This is a genomic window from Streptomyces sp. TBY4, from assembly GCF_024213195.1.
Classification (GTDB): Bacteria; Actinomycetota; Actinomycetes; order Streptomycetales; family Streptomycetaceae; genus Streptomyces.
The window spans coordinates 435,871-456,114 of record NZ_JANAVF010000003.1 but is presented as its reverse complement, the minus strand read 5'-3'; the positions used below and the strand labels follow the sequence as shown (position 1 = coordinate 456,114).

At 72.1% G+C, this 20,244-nt stretch carries 21 protein-coding genes; 9 read left to right on the top strand and 12 right to left on the bottom strand.

What is annotated here, in order from left to right; translation table 11 throughout:
• Positions 1-74 precede the first annotated feature (74 nt).
• Together NLX94_RS10060 and NLX94_RS10055 are read left to right on the top strand one after the other, a co-directional pair.
• Positions 75-815 carry a hypothetical protein gene (locus tag NLX94_RS10060; RefSeq protein ID WP_254382273.1) on the top strand — a complete coding sequence of 247 codons (741 nt, stop codon included), beginning with the start codon at positions 75-77 and terminating at the stop codon, positions 813-815.
• 98 nt (positions 816-913) lie between these two features.
• The gene (locus tag NLX94_RS10055; protein ID WP_254382272.1) at positions 914-2,212 is read left to right on the top strand and encodes a M18 family aminopeptidase; all 1,299 of its coding nucleotides are present in this window, start codon (positions 914-916) and stop codon (positions 2,210-2,212) included.
• A 73-nt stretch (positions 2,213-2,285) separates the two neighbouring features.
• On the opposite strand, the gene NLX94_RS10050 is transcribed toward NLX94_RS10055, so the two are convergent.
• Complete coding sequence (locus NLX94_RS10050; RefSeq protein WP_254382271.1) at positions 2,286-4,124, bottom strand: NHL domain-containing thioredoxin family protein; 1,839 nt, start codon at positions 4,122-4,124, stop codon at positions 2,286-2,288.
• Positions 4,125-4,248: 124 nt separating this feature from the next.
• Here NLX94_RS10050 and NLX94_RS10045 point away from each other — a divergent pair, with 124 nt between their 5' ends.
• From NLX94_RS10045 to NLX94_RS10035, 3 genes are read left to right on the top strand one after another with little or no spacing between them, the layout of a single operon-like run.
• The gene (locus tag NLX94_RS10045; protein WP_254382270.1) at positions 4,249-4,917 is read left to right on the top strand and encodes a hypothetical protein; all 669 of its coding nucleotides are present in this window, start codon (positions 4,249-4,251) and stop codon (positions 4,915-4,917) included.
• A 2-nt stretch (positions 4,918-4,919) separates the two neighbouring features.
• Positions 4,920-5,603, top strand: coding sequence for a TetR/AcrR family transcriptional regulator (locus NLX94_RS10040; RefSeq protein ID WP_254382269.1), 684 nt, complete (start codon positions 4,920-4,922; stop codon positions 5,601-5,603).
• Positions 5,604-5,663: 60 nt separating this feature from the next.
• The gene (locus tag NLX94_RS10035; protein WP_254382268.1) at positions 5,664-6,167 is read left to right on the top strand and encodes an SCO4225 family membrane protein; all 504 of its coding nucleotides are present in this window, start codon (positions 5,664-5,666) and stop codon (positions 6,165-6,167) included.
• Positions 6,168-6,169: 2 nt separating this feature from the next.
• Here NLX94_RS10035 and NLX94_RS10030 read toward each other — a convergent pair whose 3' ends face one another.
• The gene (locus NLX94_RS10030; RefSeq protein WP_254382267.1) at positions 6,170-6,970 is read right to left on the bottom strand and encodes a hypothetical protein; all 801 of its coding nucleotides are present in this window, start codon (positions 6,968-6,970) and stop codon (positions 6,170-6,172) included.
• 32 nt (positions 6,971-7,002) lie between these two features.
• Between NLX94_RS10030 and NLX94_RS10025 the strand changes: the two genes are divergently transcribed.
• Positions 7,003-7,509 carry an LURP-one-related family protein gene (locus NLX94_RS10025; RefSeq protein WP_254382266.1) on the top strand — a complete coding sequence of 169 codons (507 nt, stop codon included), beginning with the start codon at positions 7,003-7,005 and terminating at the stop codon, positions 7,507-7,509.
• Between the two features lie 6 nt (positions 7,510-7,515).
• Here the strand turns inward: NLX94_RS10025 and NLX94_RS10020 are convergent, their stop codons facing one another.
• Together NLX94_RS10020 and NLX94_RS10015 are read right to left on the bottom strand one after the other, a co-directional pair.
• Complete coding sequence (locus tag NLX94_RS10020; protein ID WP_254382265.1) at positions 7,516-8,220, bottom strand: hypothetical protein; 705 nt, start codon at positions 8,218-8,220, stop codon at positions 7,516-7,518.
• A 55-nt stretch (positions 8,221-8,275) separates the two neighbouring features.
• Complete coding sequence (locus tag NLX94_RS10015) at positions 8,276-9,055, bottom strand: carbon-nitrogen family hydrolase (RefSeq protein ID WP_254382264.1); 780 nt, start codon at positions 9,053-9,055, stop codon at positions 8,276-8,278.
• 171 nt (positions 9,056-9,226) lie between these two features.
• Between NLX94_RS10015 and NLX94_RS10010 the strand changes: the two genes are divergently transcribed.
• Both NLX94_RS10010 and NLX94_RS10005 read left to right on the top strand, forming a co-directional pair.
• A complete protein-coding gene (locus tag NLX94_RS10010; RefSeq protein ID WP_254382263.1) occupies positions 9,227-10,057 on the top strand; it encodes a maleylpyruvate isomerase family mycothiol-dependent enzyme in 831 nt (276 codons plus the stop codon).
• A 25-nt stretch (positions 10,058-10,082) separates the two neighbouring features.
• Positions 10,083-11,105, top strand: coding sequence for a helix-turn-helix domain-containing protein (locus tag NLX94_RS10005; protein ID WP_254382262.1), 1,023 nt, complete (start codon positions 10,083-10,085; stop codon positions 11,103-11,105).
• Positions 11,106-11,242: 137 nt separating this feature from the next.
• Here NLX94_RS10005 and NLX94_RS10000 read toward each other — a convergent pair whose 3' ends face one another.
• From NLX94_RS10000 to NLX94_RS09985, 4 genes are read right to left on the bottom strand one after another with little or no spacing between them, the layout of a single operon-like run.
• Entirely contained in the window at positions 11,243-12,637 is a 1,395-nt protein-coding gene (locus NLX94_RS10000; RefSeq protein ID WP_254382261.1) for a nitrate/nitrite transporter, read from the bottom strand.
• Entirely contained in the window at positions 12,634-13,284 is a 651-nt protein-coding gene (locus tag NLX94_RS09995; protein WP_254382260.1) for a GntR family transcriptional regulator, read from the bottom strand. The genes NLX94_RS10000 and NLX94_RS09995 overlap by 4 nt, the downstream gene beginning before the upstream one ends.
• A 56-nt stretch (positions 13,285-13,340) precedes the next feature.
• Positions 13,341-13,646, bottom strand: coding sequence for a protease inhibitor I42 family protein (locus tag NLX94_RS09990; RefSeq protein WP_254382259.1), 306 nt, complete (start codon positions 13,644-13,646; stop codon positions 13,341-13,343).
• 25 nt (positions 13,647-13,671) lie between these two features.
• Positions 13,672-15,591: a C1 family peptidase gene (locus NLX94_RS09985; RefSeq protein WP_254382258.1), complete on the bottom strand. Its 1,920-nt coding sequence runs from the start codon at positions 15,589-15,591 to the stop codon at positions 13,672-13,674.
• Positions 15,592-15,874: 283 nt separating this feature from the next.
• On the opposite strand from NLX94_RS09985, the gene NLX94_RS09980 reads away from it, so the two are divergent.
• Positions 15,875-17,566, top strand: a complete 1,692-nt coding sequence (locus NLX94_RS09980) for a CocE/NonD family hydrolase (protein WP_254382257.1) — start codon at positions 15,875-15,877, stop codon at positions 17,564-17,566.
• Between the two features lie 73 nt (positions 17,567-17,639).
• On the opposite strand, the gene NLX94_RS09975 is transcribed toward NLX94_RS09980, so the two are convergent.
• The 4 genes from NLX94_RS09975 to NLX94_RS09960 form a co-directional block, all read right to left on the bottom strand.
• Positions 17,640-18,458: a hypothetical protein gene (locus NLX94_RS09975; RefSeq protein WP_254382256.1), complete on the bottom strand. Its 819-nt coding sequence runs from the start codon at positions 18,456-18,458 to the stop codon at positions 17,640-17,642.
• Between the two features lie 212 nt (positions 18,459-18,670).
• Positions 18,671-19,156 (bottom strand): GNAT family N-acetyltransferase, encoded by a 486-nt coding sequence (locus NLX94_RS09970; RefSeq protein ID WP_308402408.1) that lies wholly within the window; start codon positions 19,154-19,156, stop codon positions 18,671-18,673.
• Positions 19,153-19,326, bottom strand: coding sequence for a DUF397 domain-containing protein (locus NLX94_RS09965; RefSeq protein WP_254382255.1), 174 nt, complete (start codon positions 19,324-19,326; stop codon positions 19,153-19,155). The genes NLX94_RS09970 and NLX94_RS09965 overlap by 4 nt, the downstream gene beginning before the upstream one ends.
• A complete protein-coding gene (locus NLX94_RS09960) occupies positions 19,323-20,201 on the bottom strand; it encodes a helix-turn-helix transcriptional regulator (protein WP_254382254.1) in 879 nt (292 codons plus the stop codon). Before NLX94_RS09960 ends, NLX94_RS09965 begins: the two co-directional genes overlap by 4 nt.
• Positions 20,202-20,244: the final 43 nt, after the last annotated feature.

The window sequence follows — 20,244 nt, the reverse complement described above, 5'->3', positions numbered from 1 at the left end:
CACCCCATGGCTCCACCCCCGGCGGGACCTGCGGGGTTCCCGGGATGTCCGTGGTTCGTGCGACGCTCGTGGGTATGAGTCCACAGGAGCAGCAGCGCGGCAGCAGGGGGTACTCCGTCCCGACCGGGCGGCCCTATGCCCTCAAGGAGCTGCAGTCCGCCGTGGGCAGCCTCGGAGACCACCTCAAGGAGCTCTACGAGGGCGCCCACCCCACCGAATACGAATCGGTGGCCGACGCCCTCTACACCGCCTTCCAGACGGCCGCCGGGCTCGCCCCCGCCAAGAGCTACACGGGCTGCCCGGAGCACCCCAACGGCGCGCTGGACCCCGAGGCGCCCGACGGCTGGGGACGCTGCCTGATCTGCAACGACCGGCGCCGCCTCGGACTGCGCGCCCAGGGCGCCCGGGCCGCGGCCGCCGGCCCGCCCGCCGGGGAGCAGCGCCGGCTCGGCTATCCCGTGCCCGATCCCCCGTACACGCTCCAGGCCCTCCAGGCCCGCCTGCGCACGGTCGAGGAGCGGCGCTTCCACCTCGGCCTGTCCTCGCCCCCCGAGGACTTCGTCGCGATGGCCGACGACCTCCACCGGGCCTTCATCGTGGCCCGCGAGCTGTCCCGGCCGCGCAACGCCTCCGGCTGCTCCGAGCACCCCGGCGCGCCCATCGATCCCGACGCCCCTCCCGGTGAGGCCTGTATCTTCTGCGCCGGACGCAAAAGGCGCGCGCAGCGCTCCGCGCAGACCCCGGAGATGCTCCCGCGCATCCGCCGTGGCGAGCGCAGACAGTTGCAGCGCCGCTTCGACCGTCCGCCGGGCTGACATGCACCGGGACCGGGGCCACTCCCTCCCGGCTCCTTCCTGCGGCTATCCGCCGCAGTCCGGCCATGACGAACACGACCGTCGTTAAGGTGAACCACATGAGCTCTCCCGCCGCCGCCCGCTTCGACCGCGGCCACACCGACGACCTGATGACCTTCCTGGCGGCCAGTCCGTCGCAGTACCACGCCGTGGCCAACGCGGCCGAGCGGCTGGAGAAGGCCGGATTCAGGCAGTTGGCCGAGACCGACGCGTGGGACGCGAGCACGGGAGGCAAGTTCGTACTCCGCGGGGGCGCGATCATCGCCTGGTACGTGCCCGAAGGCGCGGCCGCGCACACCCCGTTCCGGATCATCGGCGCGCACACCGACTCCCCCAACCTCCGGGTCAAGCCGCTGCCCGACACCGGCTCCCAGGGCTGGCGGCAGATCGCCGTGGAGATCTACGGCGGCACCCTGCTCAACACCTGGCTCGACCGCGACCTGGGCCTAGCCGGACGCCTCACCCTGCTCGACGGCACCGACCGGCTCGTCAACGTCGACCGTCCGCTGATGCGCGTACCCCAACTCGCCGTGCACCTGGACCGGTCGGTGAACACCGACGGGCTCAAGCTGGACAAGCAGCGGCACATGCAGCCGATCTGGGGCCTCGGCGAGGTCCACGAGGGCGACTTGATCGCCTTCCTGGAGGACGAGGAAGGGCTCGACCGCGGCTCCGTCGCCGGCTGGGACCTGATGGTCCATTCGATCGAGCCCCCGGCCTACCTCGGCCGCGACCGCGAACTCCTCGCCGGCCCGCGCATGGACAACCTGCTGTCGGTCCACGCGGCCGTCGCGGCACTGGTGGCGGCCTCCACGTCCGGCACCCTCACGCACATCCCCGTCCTGGCCGCCTTCGACCACGAGGAGAACGGCTCCCAGTCGGACACCGGCGCGGACGGCCCCCTCCTGGGCAACGTGCTGGAACGTTCTGTCTTCTCGCGCGGCGGCAGCTACGAGGACCGCGCGCGGGCCTTCGCCGGCGCGATCTGCCTCTCCTCGGACACCGGCCACGCCGTGCACCCCAACTACGCGGAGCGGCACGACCCCACGCACCACCCGCGCGCCAACGGCGGCCCGATCCTGAAGGTCAACGTCAACCAGCGCTACGCCACCGACGGCAGCGGCCGCGCGGTGTTCGTGGCCGCCTGCGAACGCGCCGGCGTCCCGTGGCAGACCTTCGTCTCCAACAACTCGATGCCGTGCGGCACCACCATCGGCCCGATCACCGCCGCCCGCCACGGCATCCAGACCGTGGACATCGGCGTGGCCATCCTCTCGATGCACAGCGCCCGCGAACTGTGCGGCGCGGACGACCCGTACCTCCTGGCCAACGTGATGCTGGCGTTCCTGGAGAACTGAGCCCGCGTCATCACCCTGCAGTGACCGTGCCCGCCGGGGAAACCCCCGGCGGGCACGGTCGTTCACGGCGAACTCAGTCGTCCATCCCCGCCAGCACCAGGGGCAGCCGGGTCGCGCCGCCGGGGGTGACGGTCACCGGTACCCCCCAGTCCTGCTGGTGGACGTGGCAGGCCGGGTATTCGTTCTCCGGGTCGTCGTCGCAGGAGGCGGCCATCGCGGAGACGTGCAGGACGCCGCCGGGCAGGTCCGGGTTGAGCGCGAGCTCCCGGAACAGGTCCGTGCCGGGGCCGTCGCCCGCCGTCAGGAGCTCGGGCGGGGTCGAGGAGACCAGCAGGCGGGTGGAGGGGCCGTAGCGGGTGTCGAGCTTCTGGCCGCTCGGGGCCCGGAAGACGACGTCGAGGCGGAGGGTGCCGGGGGCCACCTCGGTGGCGGCCCGCTGGGTGCGGTGGGCGACCGCGTCGACCCGTACGGCCTCCTCGGGGAGGCGCAGCCGGGTCAGCCGGTGCCGGGCGGACTCCACGACCACGATGTCGTCCCCGACCAGGACCGCGTCGCTGGGCTCGCGGAGGTCGGTCGCCAGGGTGGTGACCTGACCGGTGGCGGGGTCGTAGCGGCGCAGGGCGTGGTTGTACGTGTCGCACACCGCGACCGAGCCGTCGGGCAGCGCGGTGACGCCGAGCGGGTGCTGGAGCAGCGCCTGGTCGGCGTCGCCGTCCCGGTGGCCGAAGTCGAAGAGGCCGGAGCCGACGGCGGTACGGATGGCGTAGCCGTCGCCCTCCCGCTCGACGTAGCGGAGTGCGCTCGTCTCGGAGTCGGCGATCCACAGGCGGTCCTGCGTGGCCGCGAGCCCGGACGGCTGCGCGAACCAGGCCTCGGCGGCCGGACCGTCGTGCAGCCCCTCGTTGGTCGTGCCGGCCGCGACGGCCACGGTGCCGCTCTCCGGATCCCAGGTCCACAGCTGGTGGACGCCCGCCATGGCGATCCACACCCGGCCCTGCCACCAGGCCACGTCCCACGGCGAGGACAGGTCCACTTCGAGGGCCGGACCCGAGGTCGGGGACCCCTGCCACCACTGCCGCCCGGTCCCGGCGACGGTCTCCACGGACCCGGTCGCGGGGTCGAAGCGGCGCAGCGCGTGATTGACGGTGTCGGCGACGACCACGGACCCGTCGGGGAGGAGGGCGAGCCCCTGCGGCTCGCTGAAGGCGTCCGGGCCGAAGCCGCGCTCCCCGCCGCCGATGCGGCGTACGACGGCCTCCCCGTCGGGAGCCAGCTCCACCAGCTGGTGCCGGGTGGTGTCGGAGACGAGCAGGTTCCCGGAGGGCAGCACGAGCGCCTTCCCGGGGAACCGCAGGTCACCCGCGACCGGCTCGGGCGCCACGTACGGCCCGTCCCCGCGCCGCAGCGTCCCCTTGGCGCCGTGCTCCGCCTCCAGCTCCTCCACCAGCTTCGCGAGGGCGTGCGCGTGCCCCTCCCCGGCGTGCTGCGCGACGACGTACCCCTCGGGGTCGATCACCACGAGCGTGGGCCAGGCGCGGACGGCGTACTGCTTCCAGGTCGCGAGCTCGGGGTCGTCGAGCACCGGGTGGTGCACCCCGTACCGCTCGACGGCGTCGACGACGGCGGAGTGCTCGGCCTCGTGCACGAACTTCGGCGAGTGCACGCCGACGATCACGACGGTGTCGCGGTGCTTCTCCTCCAGCTCGCGCAACTCGTCGAGCACGTGCAGGCAGTTCACACAGCAGAAGGTCCAGAAGTCGAGGATGGTGATCCGCCCCCGCAGGTCGGCGAGGGTCAGCTCCTTCCCACCGGTGTTGAGCCAGCCTCCCTTGCCGATCAGCTCGGGGGCACGGACTCGGGCACGTCGTCGGGGCTCGGGCGCGGGGGTGGGCGCCGGGGCAGCATCGTTCATGTTTCAAGCTTGCCATCCGCCTGTGAACGCCGGATCACGCCCGTACGAAGGGATCCGCTGGATTCCCGCATGTATACGCCCTACACTCCTGTTTATGTCATATACAACATCGCGTCCGGACGGAATGCCCCTGCGCACGTTCACCGGGATCACCGGCGTGGCGTTCACGGCGCTGCAGGTCGTCGAGGTGCCGCTGTACTTCCTCCACGACGGGGCTCCGCCCGACTCCAACGTGCTGACCCGGATCATGCTCAGCCTCCTCGTCCTCGTCCTGCTCCTCGGCTTCGCCACCGGGCTGCGCGAGCTGGTCCGCCGGGCGGACCCGGACTGCGGATGGGTCGCGGATCTCGCCCACGGCGCGGCACTGACCTACATCGCGGTCACCTTCGTCGCCCACTCCCTGCAGGCCGGAGAGGTCATCGCCGCCCGCGAGCCGGTCGATCCGACCATCACCGCCGAGGGCTCCTACCTGCTGTACGGATCGGTCGGCCGCATCCTCACCGCGGTGTTCCTGGCGGCCGCCGGGTACGCGGCGGTGCGCTCGGGACTGCTGTCCCGGTGGGCCGCCCGGTCGGCGTACGCCCTCGCCCTGATCAATCTCGCGTTCGTCCCGTCCCTGTATTTCGGCAACGACACCGGACGGTTCTTCAGCGCGAACGGCTGGGGCACGACGGCCACCATCGCCAGCCTTTACGCCTACTGGATCCTCGCGGTCGGGATCGCGCTCCTCCGGCGCCGAAACGCCCGCCACTATGCTGGGCGAGCGGGATCGGACTCGGAGAATCGGCGGTAGAAGTGGCAGCGGACAAGAGCGCGGAGGCCACCTTCCGACTCCTCTGGGAGACGGAGGAGAGCGCTCGGTCCACCCTCAGCGTCGGCGGCATCGTCGAGGCCGCCATCGCGCTGGCCGATGCCGAGGGTCTGGGTGCGGTGTCGATGCAGCGGGTCGCCGGCGAGCTCGGCTACACGGCGATGGCCCTGTACCGGCACGTCCCCGGGAAGGACCAGCTGGTCGCCCTGATGGCCGACCGCGCGCAGGGCAGCCCGCCGGCGGAGTCGGGGAAGGAGTGGCGCAGCGAGATCCTCGACTGGGCCGATGCCGCCTGGGAGTTCTACCTCGCCCACCCCTGGATGCTGCGCGTGGCGACCACCGGGGCTCCGACCGGTCCGAACGAACTGGCCTGGTTCGAGGCCCTTCTCCGGCCCCTGGCCCGGTCGGGACTCGCCGCCGAGAACCTGGTCGCCACCGCCATGTTCCTCTCCAGCGCCGTCCGCGACCTGGCCCGGATCGCCACCGAGATCGTCCCGTCCGGCTCCGACTACGGGAACCTCCTTGCCCGGGTCGTCCAGCCCGACCGGTTCCCCACCCTCGCGTCCCTGATGGCATCGGGCGTAGTGGAGGACGACGGCGACGTCAGGCCCGCCCTCGACTTCGGCCTCAAGATCCTCCTCGACGGCCTCGCGCCCCGCACCTCCTGACCTCCCCTACCTGCTCCGACCAGGTAGCCCGGGCAGCGCAGGATGAGTAGGCGTACTCAGGTGGCGAGACCCGCCGGCTTCAAGACTGTCAACGACACGAACGAAGCGGAACGGGACAGGACGGGGAATGTGATGGCGCGGCGCTGGTCGAAGCCCGAGATGTGGGTGCCCGGTGGATACCTGGCGCTGGTGCTCGCGATGGTGGTCTTCATGGAGGTCGGCAGCCGGTTCGGGGACATCGGCTTCTTCGGAGTCTGGCCGGCCCTGGCCACCGCACCGGTCAGCCTCCTGCTGATGGGCGCCTTCATGCCGACGGTGGACGCCCCGGCCCCGGAGGGCCCCGAGTACTACGGCTCGGAGCCGCCGGCCCGCCCGCCCACCGACCACCCCGACCCGTCGGACCCGCTCCCCGCGGACTGGGTTCCGGACACCACCGTGAGCGACAAGCTCGACGCGTGGGCCGGCCTCGGCTTCACCGCCGCCATCCTGGTCGGCGCCCTCGTCAACGCCACGGCGATCTGGGCCCTGCTCCGCTACGTGGCCCGGCGGCGCCGCGCCGCCTGACCTCAGGCTCCGAAGTCGCGGAGGGAGGCGACCAGGGACGTGACGAAGGTGTTCTGGACCTCGGGCGGGAGGAGGTCCAGGGAGAGGTACGGGTTGAGGTCCTCCAGTTCGACCAGGAGGAGCTCGCCCGAGGGGGCGCGGCAGGCGTCCACGCGCTGGATGCCGTGGGTGAGGGTGTTCCAGTCGATGAAGGTGCGGGCGAAGGCCAGGTCCGCGGGGGTGGGCTCGTACGGGACCAGTTCCCAGCGGCGGGCCGGGTCGGGGGCGTACAGGGCGTACTGGAAGGCGTCGTCCACGAAGTAGAAGGAGACCTCGTAGGCGAAGTCGATGCGGGGCTGGATCAGGAACTCCCCCGGCGTGCAGTCCGGGTGCGGGGTGAAGGTGAGGCCTATCGAGTCCGCTCCCTGCTTCGGCTTCACCGCGTAGGAGGGGGACGCGGGGAGGAGGGACAGGTGCGCCGGGTCGTCGACGGTGGGGATCACCGGGTGGCCCGAGGCCGTGAGGTCGACGAGGTACTGCTTGCCGGCCATGTCGCCTCGGCCGGTCAGGGGGTTGTAGACCCGGGTGCCGGCGGCCAGGGCGGCCGCGCGGAAGGAGTCGTAGGCCTGCTGGTGGTGGAGGACCGGGCCGCTGTTGCGGATCACCACGGTGTCGAAGGCCGGGAGGAGGGCCTCCGCGTCCAGGGGGTGGCACAGGGCCAGGGGGAAGTGCTCGCGCAGGCGTGCGGTGAGGAAGACGTCCTCGTCACCGTAGCGGCGGCCGCGCGCGGGGTAGGCCAGGTCGGTCACGTAGAGGAGTGGCATGACCGGAACCTATCGCGGGCAGCGATGAGGGCGTGAAATACCTGGTACGGGACAAAATGCTGGCCATCGGGGACGACTACTGGATCGAGGACGAGGACGGCCGGCACGCCTTCCTCGTCGACGGGAAGGCACTGCGGTTCCGGGACACCCTGGAGCTGAAGGACCCCGACGGGCGGCTCCTCATCACGCTGCGGGAGAAGCTCTTCGCCCTGCGCGACGCGATGACGCTGGAGCGGGACGAGCTGCGGCTCGCGGTGATCCGGAAGAAGCGGTTCTCCCTGCTGCGCAACCACTACCTGGTGACCCTCAACGAGGGCACCGAGCTCGATGTCAGCGGGCGCATCCTGGACCGGGAGTTCAAGGTCGAGTACGACGGGGAGCTGCTCGCGCTGATCTCCCGCCAGTGGTACCGGATCCGCGAGACGTACGCCGTCGACGTGGTCCGCGAGGACGCCGACGCCTCGCTGCTGATCGCCGTCGCGGTGTGCGTGATCCGGATGGCGGAGAAGGAGCGGGAGGGCCCGGACGACGCCCTCTAGGACCGGTCAGTCGCAGCCGAAGCGGCCGCAAGCCCTGACCGGGCCGGCGCCGGGGATGGTGGAGAGGTACTCGCGCAGGGCGGCCCGTTCGGCCTCGGTGAGGTTCTCGTCGTACGTGACCACCAGCCGGGTCCCGGATCCGGTGCCGTGCGACCCCATGCCGGTGGCTCCGTACGGCCGGAGCTCCGGCATCCAGTCGCCGCCGGACTCGTCCGGAACGTCCACGGAATAGCTGTGCGCGGGCAGGAGGTCCTGGACCACCGGGACCGCCACGTACAGCGCCCCCGCCGTGGCGGCGCCGGTGACGGCGACCGCGATGCCGGCGTGGACGCGGGCGCGCACCGGTCGGCGGCGCGGGTCCGCGGACGCGGCCAGCAGCAGGATCACCGCGGAAGGGATCACCACGAACATTCCGAAGCAGGTCAGGAGGACACCGAGCCCGGTCAGGACGGTGCCGACGCCCTTGCACGTGGCACGGAACGCCGCCCGGTCCCGGAGGAACAGGGGCCAGGCGGCGGCGATGAACGGGAAGAGGAGGAGTAGCCCCACCGGATTCACCAGGGCAAAGGTCACGGGGATGGCGGCGAGGAAGGCAGCGGCCCCGGCCATCGACCGCTGGAGCCAGTGGACGGGGTCCGGTTCGACCGTTTCAGACGGACCGGCCAGCCCTGCCGGTCCGGCCGGGCCGCCCGCGGTGTTCCCGTCCCCCATGCCCCGCGCCCTCCCTTTACCTCATGCTGACTTCACACAAGTAAATACCATCCGGTCAGAGGCCCAGGCGGCGGTCCTTCAGGGCCGGGAACTGTTCGCGGGTCTCGGTGACCTTCTTCGGGTCGAGGTCCACCGTCAGAACCTCCTCGCCCGGGCCGGCCTCCGCGAGGACCTCGCCCCACGGGTCCACGGCCAGGCTGTGGCCGGCCTGCTCCACGCCCCCGTTGGTGCCGGCCGTCCCGCAGGCGAGGACGTACGCCTGGTCCTCGACGGCGCGGGCCCGGTTCAGCAGGGTCCAGTGGCCCCGGCGGCGGGCCGGCCAGCCCGCGGAGACGACGAGCGTCGTCGCCCCCGCGTCGACCAGGCCGCGGAACAGCTCCGGGAAGCGCAGGTCGTAGCAGGTGGCGAGGCCGAGCGTCTGCTCCGGCAGGGCGACCGTGGTCAGGGACTCCCCCGCGGACATCAGGACGGCCTCGCCCTGGTCGAAGCCGAAGCGGTGGATCTTGCGGTACGTGGCGGCGAGCTCGCCCGCCGGGGAGAGGACGAGCGCGGTGTTGTAGAGCGAGCCGTCGCCCGCGCGTTCCACGAAGGAGCCGGCGTGCAGCCAGACCCCTGCGTCGCGGGCGGCCGCGGCCATGGCCCGGTAGGTCGGGCCGTCCAGGGGCTCGGCCTCTGTCTCGAACTGCTCGTAGGCGAAGGCGCCCACCGTCCACAACTCGGGCAGGACGACCAAGTCCGACCCGGACTGCTCGCGTACGAGGTCAGCGGCCCGGGAGCGGCGGGAAACCACCGACTCCCCCTCATTCACCGCGATTTGGATCAGGGAAGCGCGCACAGTACCACCGTCCTGGCTTTCAAGCCGTCAACTCGGGCCTACGATCGTCACACGAAAGCACTGCCGGGGTGCTCACCGGCAGCGTAGTTTTGAAGCCATTGCACAAGCTTCCGGAACGCGCCAATGAGCCAACGCGCCAACAGGCCGATGAACAGCACGCGAGGGGTCCCGTTGACCGTCCATCCGCATCCCAGCCTTCAGCCCTCCATCGACGCGTGGACCCACTCCATCGAGGCGATATCCGAGCTGGTCCTTCCGCTGACGGAAGGCGAGTGGAACCGGGCGACGCCCTGCCCGAACTGGTCCGTGCGCGATGTCGTGTCCCACGTCATCGGCATCGAGTGCGAGCAGCTCGGTGACCCGCGGCCGATCCACACCCTGCCGCGGGACCTGCTGCACGTGGTCGACGAGTTCTCCCGGTACATGGAGGTGCAGGTCGACGTGCGGCGGCACCACACCGCGCCCGAGATGACCTCCGAGCTGGAGTACACGATCATCCGCCGCTCCCGGCAGCTGCGGAACGAGAAGCGGGAGCCCGACGCGATGATCCGCGGCCCGCTCGGCGAGCCGGCCACCCTGGAGCACTCGCTGCGGCTGCGCGCCTTCGACGTGTGGATCCACGAGCAGGACCTGCGGGCGGCCCTCGGGGCACCGGGCAACTGGGACTCGCCCGGCGCCCACGTGGCCCGGGACGTGCTGCTGTCCGGGCTGCCGAAGGTGGTCGCGAAGAAGGCCGGCGCCCCCGCGAACTCGGCCGTCGTCATCGACGTGCACGGGCAGCTGGAGTTCATGCGGACCGTACGGGTCGACGCGGACGGCCGCGGCACCATCGACAAGGCCCCCTCCCTGGGGCCCGCGGTCACGCTGACCCTGGACTGGGAGACGTACGTGCGCCTCGCGGCCGGCCGGGTGCGTCCGCACACCGTCGCCGACCGGGTGAAGGTGGAGGGCGACCCCGCGCTGGCCGAGGCCATCCTGGCCAACTTCTCCGTCACTCCTTAGGTTCGGGGAACCCTTGGTGTGGTCGATGATGTCGTCCGCTGCCGTGCCGGCGGCGGACCGGTTCGATTGGTTCGCCGACGTGGTGGCCCAGGAGTTGGTGTCCACGTCGATCAAGAGTGAGCACGCCCGGGACTTCCGGGCGGAGGCCGCCGTGCTGGACCTGGGCTCCGTCCAGGTGAAGCAGCTCGGCTACGCCCCGCTGCACTCCCGGCGCACGGCGGCGCACGTGCGCAGCAGCGATCCCGAGGAGTACCAGCTGGGGCTGGTGACCAGCGGGTACACGTGGGTCGCGCAGAACCGGCACGACTCGGGGCCCTTCTCGGGGGAGCTGGTGCTGTGGGACACCTCCCGCCCCTTCGAGTCGGGCGTCCTCGGTACCCAGCCGCTCCGGGTCGTGATCCTCTCGATCCCCCGCACCGCGATCTCCCTGCGCTCGGACCGGGTGGACCGGCTGCTCGCCGAGCGGATCCCCGCCGACCGGGGCATGGGGGCGATCCTCGCGCAGTACATGCGCTCCCTGGCCGAGCACGGGGAGGAGTGCGCGCCCGCCGAGCTGGAGCAGCTGGGCTCCGTCGCCCTGGACCTGGCCGGTGCCTGCCTCGCCGGGCGGCTCGGCGCCGAGGACGAGCTGTCCGAGGAGAGCCGGACCCGGGCGCTGCTGGCCCGGATCGACACCTTCATCGGGCACAACCTCGGCGATCCCGAACTGACCCCGTCCGTGGTCGCCGCCCGGCACAGCCTCTCGCTGCGCAGGCTCCAGATGCTCTTCCGGGAGCGCGGGGAGAGCGTGGCGGCCGCGGTCCGCCGGCGCCGGCTGGAGCGCTGCCGCGAGGACCTCACCGACCCGGCGCAGTGCGCCGTACCCGTGCACACCGTGGCCCTGCGCTGGGGATTCACCAACGCCTCGGTGTTCAGCCGGCTGTTCCGCGAGACCTACGGGGCCAGCCCGAGCGAGTTCCGCCGCGCGGCGGGCACCCCCAAACCGGCTGCGCGCATTGTCAACGACTCCTGCGCGCAGCGCACACGACGGGACCCGGAGCCCTCATAGGCTCGGCACGCGTTGGCCGGATCCCGACTCCGCGGAGCGGACGGACGGACGGGTGGGAAAGGACGGGGGTCTGTCCCGCCCGGGCTCGTCCTCCGCGGTACGGGGGTCTGCGCGCATGCCGGGCCGGCACCGGGACGTCACCGGGCCGGCCGCGGGTCGGCAGGGGTGCCGACGGGGGTGCCGGCCCCGGAGGCGGCCACGGCGGTGGCCGCCGGTACCGGGGCCGGCGGCGGCACCGGCAGCGGGGGAAGCCGCTCGCGTTCGCGGGCCAGGGCGCGGCCGCGCAGGCGCAGGATCTGGGCGATGCCCAGGAGTTCCAGGACGAAGACCGACGAGAACGCGATGCGGTAGTTGTCCCCGGTGGCGTCGAGCAGCAGGCCCACCACCAGCAGGGTCGTCATCGAGGCGAGGAAACCGCCCATGTTGGTGATGCCGGAGGCGGTGCCCTGACGGTCCGCCGGGTTGGCGGGGCGGGCGAAGTCGAAGCCGATCATCGAGGCCGGTCCGCAGGTGCCCAGCACCAGGCAGAGCGCGATCAGCAGCCACATCGGCGCGCGGTCCCCGGGATAGGCCAGGACCGAGCCCCAGAGCAGGGCGGTCAGGGCGACCGTGCCCAGGGCCAGCGGGATCCGGGAGGACTGCCGGCGGCCGACGACCTGGCCGTAGACCAGGCCGAGCGCCATGTTCGAGGCGACCACCAGCGTGAGCAGTCCGCCCGCGGTGGTCCGCGAGAGTCCCTGGGCCTCGACGAGGAAGGGCATGCCCCACAGCAGCAGGAACACCATCGCCGGGAACTGCGTCGTGAAGTGCACCCACAGCCCGAGCTTGGTACCGGGCTCCTTCCAGGAGTCGGCGATCTGGCGGCGTACGAAGCCCCCCGCCCCGGCGGCCGCCGACGGCGCGGGCTCGTGCCCCTCCGGGTGGTCGCGCAGGAACAGCACCAGCGGGACCAGGACCACCAGCCCCGCCACCGCGCTCCCCGCGAAAGCGGGCACCCAGCCGACCCCGTGCAGCACGGGGGCCAGCACCAGGGTGGAGACCAGGTTGCCGGCCATCCCGACCAGGCCGGCCAGCTGCGCCATCAGCGGGCCCCGGCGGGCCGGGAACCAGCGGGTGCCGAGCCGCAGCACGGAGATGAAGGTCATGGCGTCCCCGCAGCCCAGCAGGGCCCGGGCCGCCAGGGCCATCCCGTAGGAGGGGGAGAGCGCGAAGCCGATCTGGCCGGCGGTGAAGAGCACGGCGCCGAGCGTGAGCACCTTCTTGGTGCCGAGCCGGTCCACCATCAGGCCGACGGGTATCTGCATGCCCGCGTAGACCAGGAGCTGGAGCAGGGAGAAGGTGGACAGCGCCGAGGCGTTCACGTGGAAGCGGTCGGCGGCCTCCAGCCCGGCGACGCCGAGGCTGGTGCGGAAGATGACCGCGACGAAGTAGACGGCGACGCCGATCGACCAGACGAACACCGCCCGGCGGCCGCCGGGAGGGTCCCGGAAGACGGCGGGTGAGGCCGCGGACGCGGAGACTGCGGAGCTCATCGGGCGGACCCCCGCACCAGTTCCCCGACCCGGCTCACGTGGGCCCGTACCGCCGCTGCGGCCGTGTCGGCGTCTCCCGCGCGCAGGGCGTCGAGGATCTCGCGGTGCTCGGCCAGGGTCCGCTCCACCCGCTCGGGGTGGGCGTGCAGCAGGGCCACGCCCATGCGGAGCTGGCGGTCGCGCAGCTGGTCGTAGAGGCGGCAGAGGATCTCGTTGCCGGCGCTGCGCACGATCTCCGCGTGGAAGGCCCGGTCGGCGGCCATCATCTCCGCGAGCTCGCCCGCCTCGCCGAGCCGGCGCTGCTCCTCGACCAGTTCCGCGAGCCGTTCCAGCAGCCCGTGCGGGGCGGGCACGGCCCGGCGGACGGTGAACTCCTCCACCAGCAGCCGGGTTTCGATCACGTCGGCGATCTCCTGGGCGGAGACGGCGAGGACGAGGGCGCCCTTCTTCGGGTACAGCTTCAGCAGCCCCTCGGTCTCCAGCCGCAGCAGCGCCTCGCGGACCGGTGTGCGCGACACCCCCACGGCCACCGCGAGTTCGCCCTCGGTCAGCAGCACCCCGCCCTCGTAGCGGCGGTCGAGCACGGCCTGCTTGACGTGTCGGTAGACGCGTTCGGCAGCGGTCACGGTGGTACTGGCTGGCGGCATGCGCACAGCATAGATACAACAGAGGTGCAAGTTGGGCGCCGTCCACTATGTGGACCTCAGCGCACCACTACGTCCAGCACGAACTCGTCGTACGCGGCCTCGTCCGGATACGGCGGCCGGACCTGCGCGAAGCGGATCCTGGCCCGGCCCGGCACCAGGCCCCGTACGAGGTACACCAGCTCCACCGTCGCCCCGGGCGGCATCCCTGCGGCCGGCGGCGGCTGTGGCGGGCCCTCCGTCACCGCGACGGCGTCCGTGTCGCCCGTCACCCGCCAGGTCCACACGTAGCCGCGCGCGCCCCGCCCGGTGAGCCGCAGCTCGTACGGGTCACCGGGCGCGAGCACCACCTCGCGGACCTCCACGTGGGCTCTCCTCTCCCGTGACGGCCTACGCCGGGCCGATCACCGCCCCCTCGTGCCAGCCCGTGCCGTCGCGCCAGTAGTGCTGGAGGCGGCGGTCGGTGCGCAGGGCGATCACCTCCAGGTTGAACCCGAAGCTGCCCTGGAGCATCCCGGTGACCGCGAGCACGTCATGTCCGAAGACCGCCGAGCGCTGCCAGGCGGCGCCGCCCGCGTTGCCGCGCCACCAGTGCTCGACGCGGCCGCCGGCACCGGTCACGCACAGCTCGTAGTTCCCGGCGGTGTCCTCGTCGGCCGCCCCGTACTGCGCCTCGATCAGGCAGGGGGCCGAGGTGATGCCGGAGCCGAAGATCTCGCCGGGGCGCCAGACGAAGCCGTTCGGGTCGTCGCGCCACCACAGCTGCATCCGGCCGTCGGTGCGGGTGGCGACCAGGTCGAGGTGGCGGGCGCGGGTCTGCACCAGGGCCGGGCCGAAGTGGGCGATGCCGGAGGCGAAGCGGCCGCCGTCGTTCCAGGTCCAGGGGGCGCCGTTGATCCGCCACCAGTGGTTGAGGCGGCCGTCGGCGGTGCGGACGACCACCTCGAAGTTGCCGGGCGCCCCGTAGTCGCTCTGGATGAAGGCCGGGGTCGAGCCGACCGCCGCGTCGCCGGGGCCGAAGGCCCCGCCGTCGCGCCAGGCGCCGCCGAAGTGCTCGTAGTACCAGTGGCGGAGCCGGCCGCCGGTGGTGACGTGCAGGGACTCCATGTTCCGGTTGTACGTGGTCCCCGTGAAGGCGGGCTGCCCCGAGGCGTCCGAGCCGAAGGCCTGGGCGCGGGTCCACGCGTACGGGGCGTCGCCCTCGCGCCACCAGTGCCGGAGCGGGCCGCCCGCGGGGTCGGCGAGGGCCGCGAGCTCGAAGTTGCGGTGGGCCCGGCCGTTGCCGCTCTCGTAGACGTTGCCGCTGTGCAGGCGGCGCTTGCTCCACGGGTCGATGTTGGTGCCCTGCAGCCCGCACTTCGCCCAGTCGTCGATCCGGACCTCGCCGTACGCGATCCGGCCGTAGCCGCCCACGTGGTACCCGGTCCCCCAGGAGTTCTTGAACAGCCAGCAGCCGGCCGCGTCGTCGTAGCCGGTGATCAGGACGCAGTGGCCGCCCGCCAGGCGGTCGCTGGTGCGGTGGTAGACGCCGGAGCCCAGGCCGAAGAAGTCCTCGTACACGTCGAAGCAGGCGGTCAGCGGGCCCACCGTGTCCAGCCACACCTTCTGCTGCTCCACGTCGCCGAGCCGGACGTACCCCCCGGTGATGCGGACCGTCCGGCCCGACCGGTCCCAGCTCGGGGTGTACTCCGCCCGCCAGGCCTCCCGGCGGTCGACGGGGGTGCCGGGCGGCGGCGGCGAGTACGGCCAGCAGCCCGGGTCCGCGAGTCCGCCGCTGTCCCGGATCCAGTCGAGGGCCTCCTCGGGGCTGCCCGTCTGCCCGCAGCGGGCCTTCAGCCCGTCGTGCACGTCCCCTTCGGACCGCTCGGCCCACACGTGGTGCTCGATCCGGGCCATCGACTCGACCAGGCCGGCCGCCCCGAACGCCCAGCAGGAGCTGCACGGGTTCTGGTCCTTCACCTTGGTGAGCCAGGGCCAGCCCCACCGGCTGCGCCAGTCCACGGCGGAGGGCCGGGCCGCGGCCGGGACACCCGTCTGCGCCCCCGGGAGCAGACCGTGCGCCGTCCTGCGCCGGGTGAGGTGCGGATTGCCGCTGGCGTGCCCCACGAGGCTGCGCAGGTCAACCGGAGGCGCCGCCCCGGCCGGGGTGAGATCGGCCTCCGCCGTGGCCGCGCCGAGCCCCAGGGCGGGTCTCGGAACGGCGTCCCCGTCACCGAGGTGCTCGCTCACGGACCACCGCGCCCCGCGCTCCGCGAGCAGCGCCCGCAGCTCCCCCGCCGTCTGGACGCGCCCCTCCGACTGCTCCGGCATTCCGGCCCCCCAATGCACCGTACGGATCCGAGCCCCGGGAGCGTCCACCTGCGCGGAGGGCGCGTCAAGGGGGTCCGTACGGTCGCGCGGCGGCACGCCGGTCGCACGGGTCCGCGGGCCTGATCCGTGGGCCGGATCCGTGGGCCGCCGGAGGTTTGAGAAGTGGCGTTCACTCGTTCGAGTGCGGCCCCTGGAGTGGTCGCCCGGGGTGATCGCACCGGGGAGAGCATGTCTCCCGGTACATGCCGGCACCATCCATCGCAGACGAAGGACGGGCACAGCCATGTCAGTTGACAGCACCCCCGCGCAGCCGTTCGCACACAGCGCCGACGACATCGCCAAACTGGAGGCGATCGACCAGGCGCTGAACGACCCGTCGCCGAGGAACATCGGCCGCCTCGACCAGTGGGGTCTGGCCGACACGTACGAGATCTTCTCGGAGATCGGTACGTACAAGGCCGTCAAGATCACCCTGAAGGACACGGTCCAGCTCGACGCCGCGCTGAGCATCCCGCGCCATCTCGCGCCCGGACAGGTCTGTCCCGCGATCGTCATGCCCGCCCCGCTGAGCGACCTCGGCCGACGGGCCTACATCGGCATGGTCCACCGCTTAGTGCAGGGCGGCTACGCCGTGCTGGCCTACAGCCAGCGCGGGCTGGCCGCCTCCCAGGGCAAGATCCAGGTCGCCGGGCCGCAGGATGTGACCGACGCGACCGAGGTCATCGACTGGCTGGTCGGCCAGGACGGCATCGACCCGGAGCGGATCGGCTTCTTCGGCGCCTCCTACGGGGCCGGGACGAGCCTCCTCGCGGCCGCGAAGGACCCTCGGATCAAGGCCGTCGCGGCGACCAGCGCCTGGGGCGACCTGTTCGCCTCGCTGTACGAGAACGGCACCCGCCACCTGAAGGCCTTCGAGGAACTGGTGAAGCTGTTCAAGGAGGAGAACTGCTCGGAGGAGTTCCTCGGCATCATCCAGAAGATCCGCGGCGGCGTCATCGACGACGAGGTCCGGGAGTTCGCCCGCGTCCGGTCGCCCCAGCACTACCTGGAGGCGTACAACACCTCCCAGACACCCATCCTGATGACCACCTCCTGGCACGAGACGATCTTCTCGGTGCCCGCCGTCATCGACCTGTTCACCGGCCTCCAGGGCCCCAAGTCGCTGCTCGTCCAGGTCGGCGACCACGGAAACGCCGAACTCCCCGGCCTGATGGGCCTCATCTCCAAGCCCACCGAGATGACCTACCGCTGGATGGACCACTACCTCGGGGGCAGCGCCGGCGACGGTGCGGAACCGCGGTTCGGCATCCGCTCCGAGTACATGCACAACCTCCTGTCGGACGTGCGCCACGAGGACTGGGAGAGCTACGCACTGCCGCCCAAGCGGTTCCACCTCGCCGACGCGGCCGCCGGAGAGCGCGACGCGCGGATGGCCGAGGGCCCGGCGCAGTCCGGCTGGACCCGCGCCGTCAAGGTCACCGGCGAGGACACCGAGGCCGTCGTCGCCCCGAAGCTGATCCAGACCGGTCTGGCCGAGCGCGCGGGCCTGCCCCACGTCTACCCGACCGCCGACATCGACCGCGGCCGCGCGGCGATCTGGACCACCGCGCCGCTGGAGCGGGCGATGCAGGTCCGGGGCAGCCTGGAGGCACGGGTGACCGTGACCCCGCAGGAGAAGAGCGCCACCATCGTGGCGTACCTGATGGACTGCGACCCGGCCACCGGCAAGGCCAAGATCATCACGAACGCCCCGTACACCCTCACCAACGAGCAGGCGGGCCGGGCCACCACCGTGACCTTCGGCCTGCAGCCCGCGCACTACGTCCTGGCCAAGGGGCGGCAGCTCCAGCTGATCATCGACACCCAGGACCCGTTCTTCGCCGGCGACAACAGGGCGCCGTCCTCCATCGAGTTCAGCTCGCCGAAGGACGCCGAGTCCTACGTCGACGTTCCGCTCGGCACGTTGGAAGACTGACGGGCACACCCGTGAGGGCGGGGTGCCGGGGGATCACCCCGGTCGCCCCGCCCTTCCACGTGCGTGCGTGCTTCTACTGGACGGGCAGCGGGACCGGGAGCTGCGGGGCCGGGACCGGGAGCTGGGGCAGGCCCGGGAGGCCGAGGCCGGTGAGCAGGGCGACGAGGGCGGCGACCAGGTCGGTCACGACGTCGGTGGCCTTGGCCTTGGCGTCGGTGGAGCAGCCGCAGGGACCGGCGGCCTTGGTGAGGCCGTCGACGGAGCCCTTGAGCTTGTCGATGGCGGCGGTGGCCAGGTCGAGCGGGCCGGCGACGGGCTTCGCCTTGTTTGCGGAGACGGGCAGCGCGACGGGCAGCTTCGGGGCCTCCACCGGCAGCTTCGGCGCGTCCACCGGGAGCGCCGGGGTGTCCACCGGGAGCTTCGGGGCCTCGACGGGCAGCTTCGGGGCCTCCACCGGGAGCTTGGGGGCCTCGACCGGGAGCTTGGGCGCCTCGACCGGGAGCTTCGGCGGGTCCACCGGGAGGTTCGGGGCGTCCACCGGCGGGAGCGGTACCGGCAGGGCCGGGGCGGCGGGCAGGTTCTTCTTCAGGTCCGCGACCGCGGCGTCGATCTTCTCCTTGAAGGCGGCGAGGTCGGCCTCCGGGATCTTGCCGTCGGGAGAGGCGAGTACGGCGGCCAGCAGATCGGTGACGGGTTTCAGCAGCCCGCCCACCCCGCCCAACGACTTGACCTGCGCGAGCAGGGCCTCGGTACCGGGGATGGCCTTCCCGGCCGGGGCCGCCACCTGCTGCTTCGCGGAGGACTGCGCGGACGCCGCGGCCAGACCGGGGGACGCGGTCAGGAGGCTCAGGCAGAGGGCGGCGGGGACGGTGTAGCGCGTGATGCGGTGCAACGGATCTCTCCTGTCGAGGAGCCGCGGCATGGGACGTGCCGGGGCATGACGTGAGGTGGGACGTGACATGGGACGTGTCACCAACCCACTCACCGACACCCCGTCAGACCCCGCAACCCGAGCCCCTGCACCGCCCGCGAGGACACGCCGCGCAACCGGCCTACGTACGCCCCTGACCTGCGCCTACACCGTCACCCTCGGGCGATGCCCCGTCAGGCGGGCCCCTCCCACCGGATCTCGCCGTCCTCGACCCGGTCGGTGGGGGTGAGTCCCACCCGCGTGGCGACGGCGGCGGACGCGGTGTGGTCGGGGTGCACGTGCGCGATGACGGTGCGGACGCCGGCGTGGGCTCCGATCCACTCGACCATCGCCCGGGTCGCCTCGGACGCGATGCCGCGGCGCTGCCAGGGCGTGCCGATGACCCAGGCGACCTCGGCGGTGTCCCCGGACACGGTCGCCTGGACGGTGCCGGTCAGGCAGTCCTCGGAGTCGAGGCGGACCACCCAGTTGCACCAGGTGACGGCGGGGTCCGGCGAACCGGCGACCAGCCGCGTGTAGCGCGCCCGCAGCTCCGGCTCGGTGAGGGGGGCTCCGCCGATGAAGGCGTGCAGTTCCGGATCGCCCAGCACGTCCGCCATCTCCCCGGCGTGGGCGGCCTCCAGCGGCAGCAGCGTGAGCCGCCCGGTCCGGATGGTCACCCCGCCTGCTCCGCGAAGGCGGCCCACGCGGTGGCGGTGACCCGGATGACGGGGCCGTCCGCCTGCTTGCTGTCCCGGACGGCAACGGTTCCGGTCACGTTGGTCGCCACCTCGACGCACTCGCCGCTGGAGGCGCTGTAACTGGACTTCACGAAGTGGAACTGGTTCACGCCTGGAATCCTTTGCCGATGCTGTCGATCAGGTGCATGGAGTCGCGAGGGGCCAGACTCAGCCTGGCTGTGCGGTCAAAGTACCGGCTGTAGACGGCGCTTTCCTGACCGCTCTCCACCCACACAGTAGATCCGATGACATCCATGTGAGCGACGTCCATCGCCTCCGCCTCCGCGAAGGAAATCAAGCTGAAGGGGCCGACGATGCACGGGTGTCCACCGGAGCGGAACGGCAGTACCTGAACGTGGACGTTGGGCAGCTTCGCCATCTCGGCCAGGTGCTCCAACTGTGCCCGCATGACCGACGGTCCACCGATCTCCTGGCGCAACGCACCTTCCCAGACGACCGCATGAACGTGCAGGGGCGTCTCGCTCCACAGCCGCTGCTGCCGCTTCATCCGCACCGCCACGACGCGCTCGATGTCGTCCGGGTCCTGCCAGTACTCGTCGCTCACGGCCAGCGCACGTGCGTAGTCCGCGGTCTGGAGCAGTCCGGGCACCAGGGACAGCTGCCAGGTGCGGATACGGGAGGCGATGTCCTCCATCGCGATGTACTCGGTCATCGCACCGGCATCCAGGGAGTGCCACCACCCGTTCGCCTTGCGCCGCTCCCTGTCCATCCGGGCAAGGTCCAGCAGTCCGCCCACGTCCGTCGCACCGTAGAACTCGCACAGCACCCGGATGTCCGGGTCCCGCATGGGCACCCAGCCGCTCTCCATCTTCACGATCTTCGTCGCGGTGGCGCTGATCTCCTGTGCGGCCTGCTGCTGGGTCTTCCCCGCCGCCGTCCGCAGTCGGTACAGCTCACCACCGAGCCTGCGCCCGAGCACTGTTGATGCCCGGTTGCCCTGACCCTCACGTGTTCCACGGTTCACCGGGCCAGTCTGTCGCCCGCGCGGCCCAGCGTCGACACCCGTA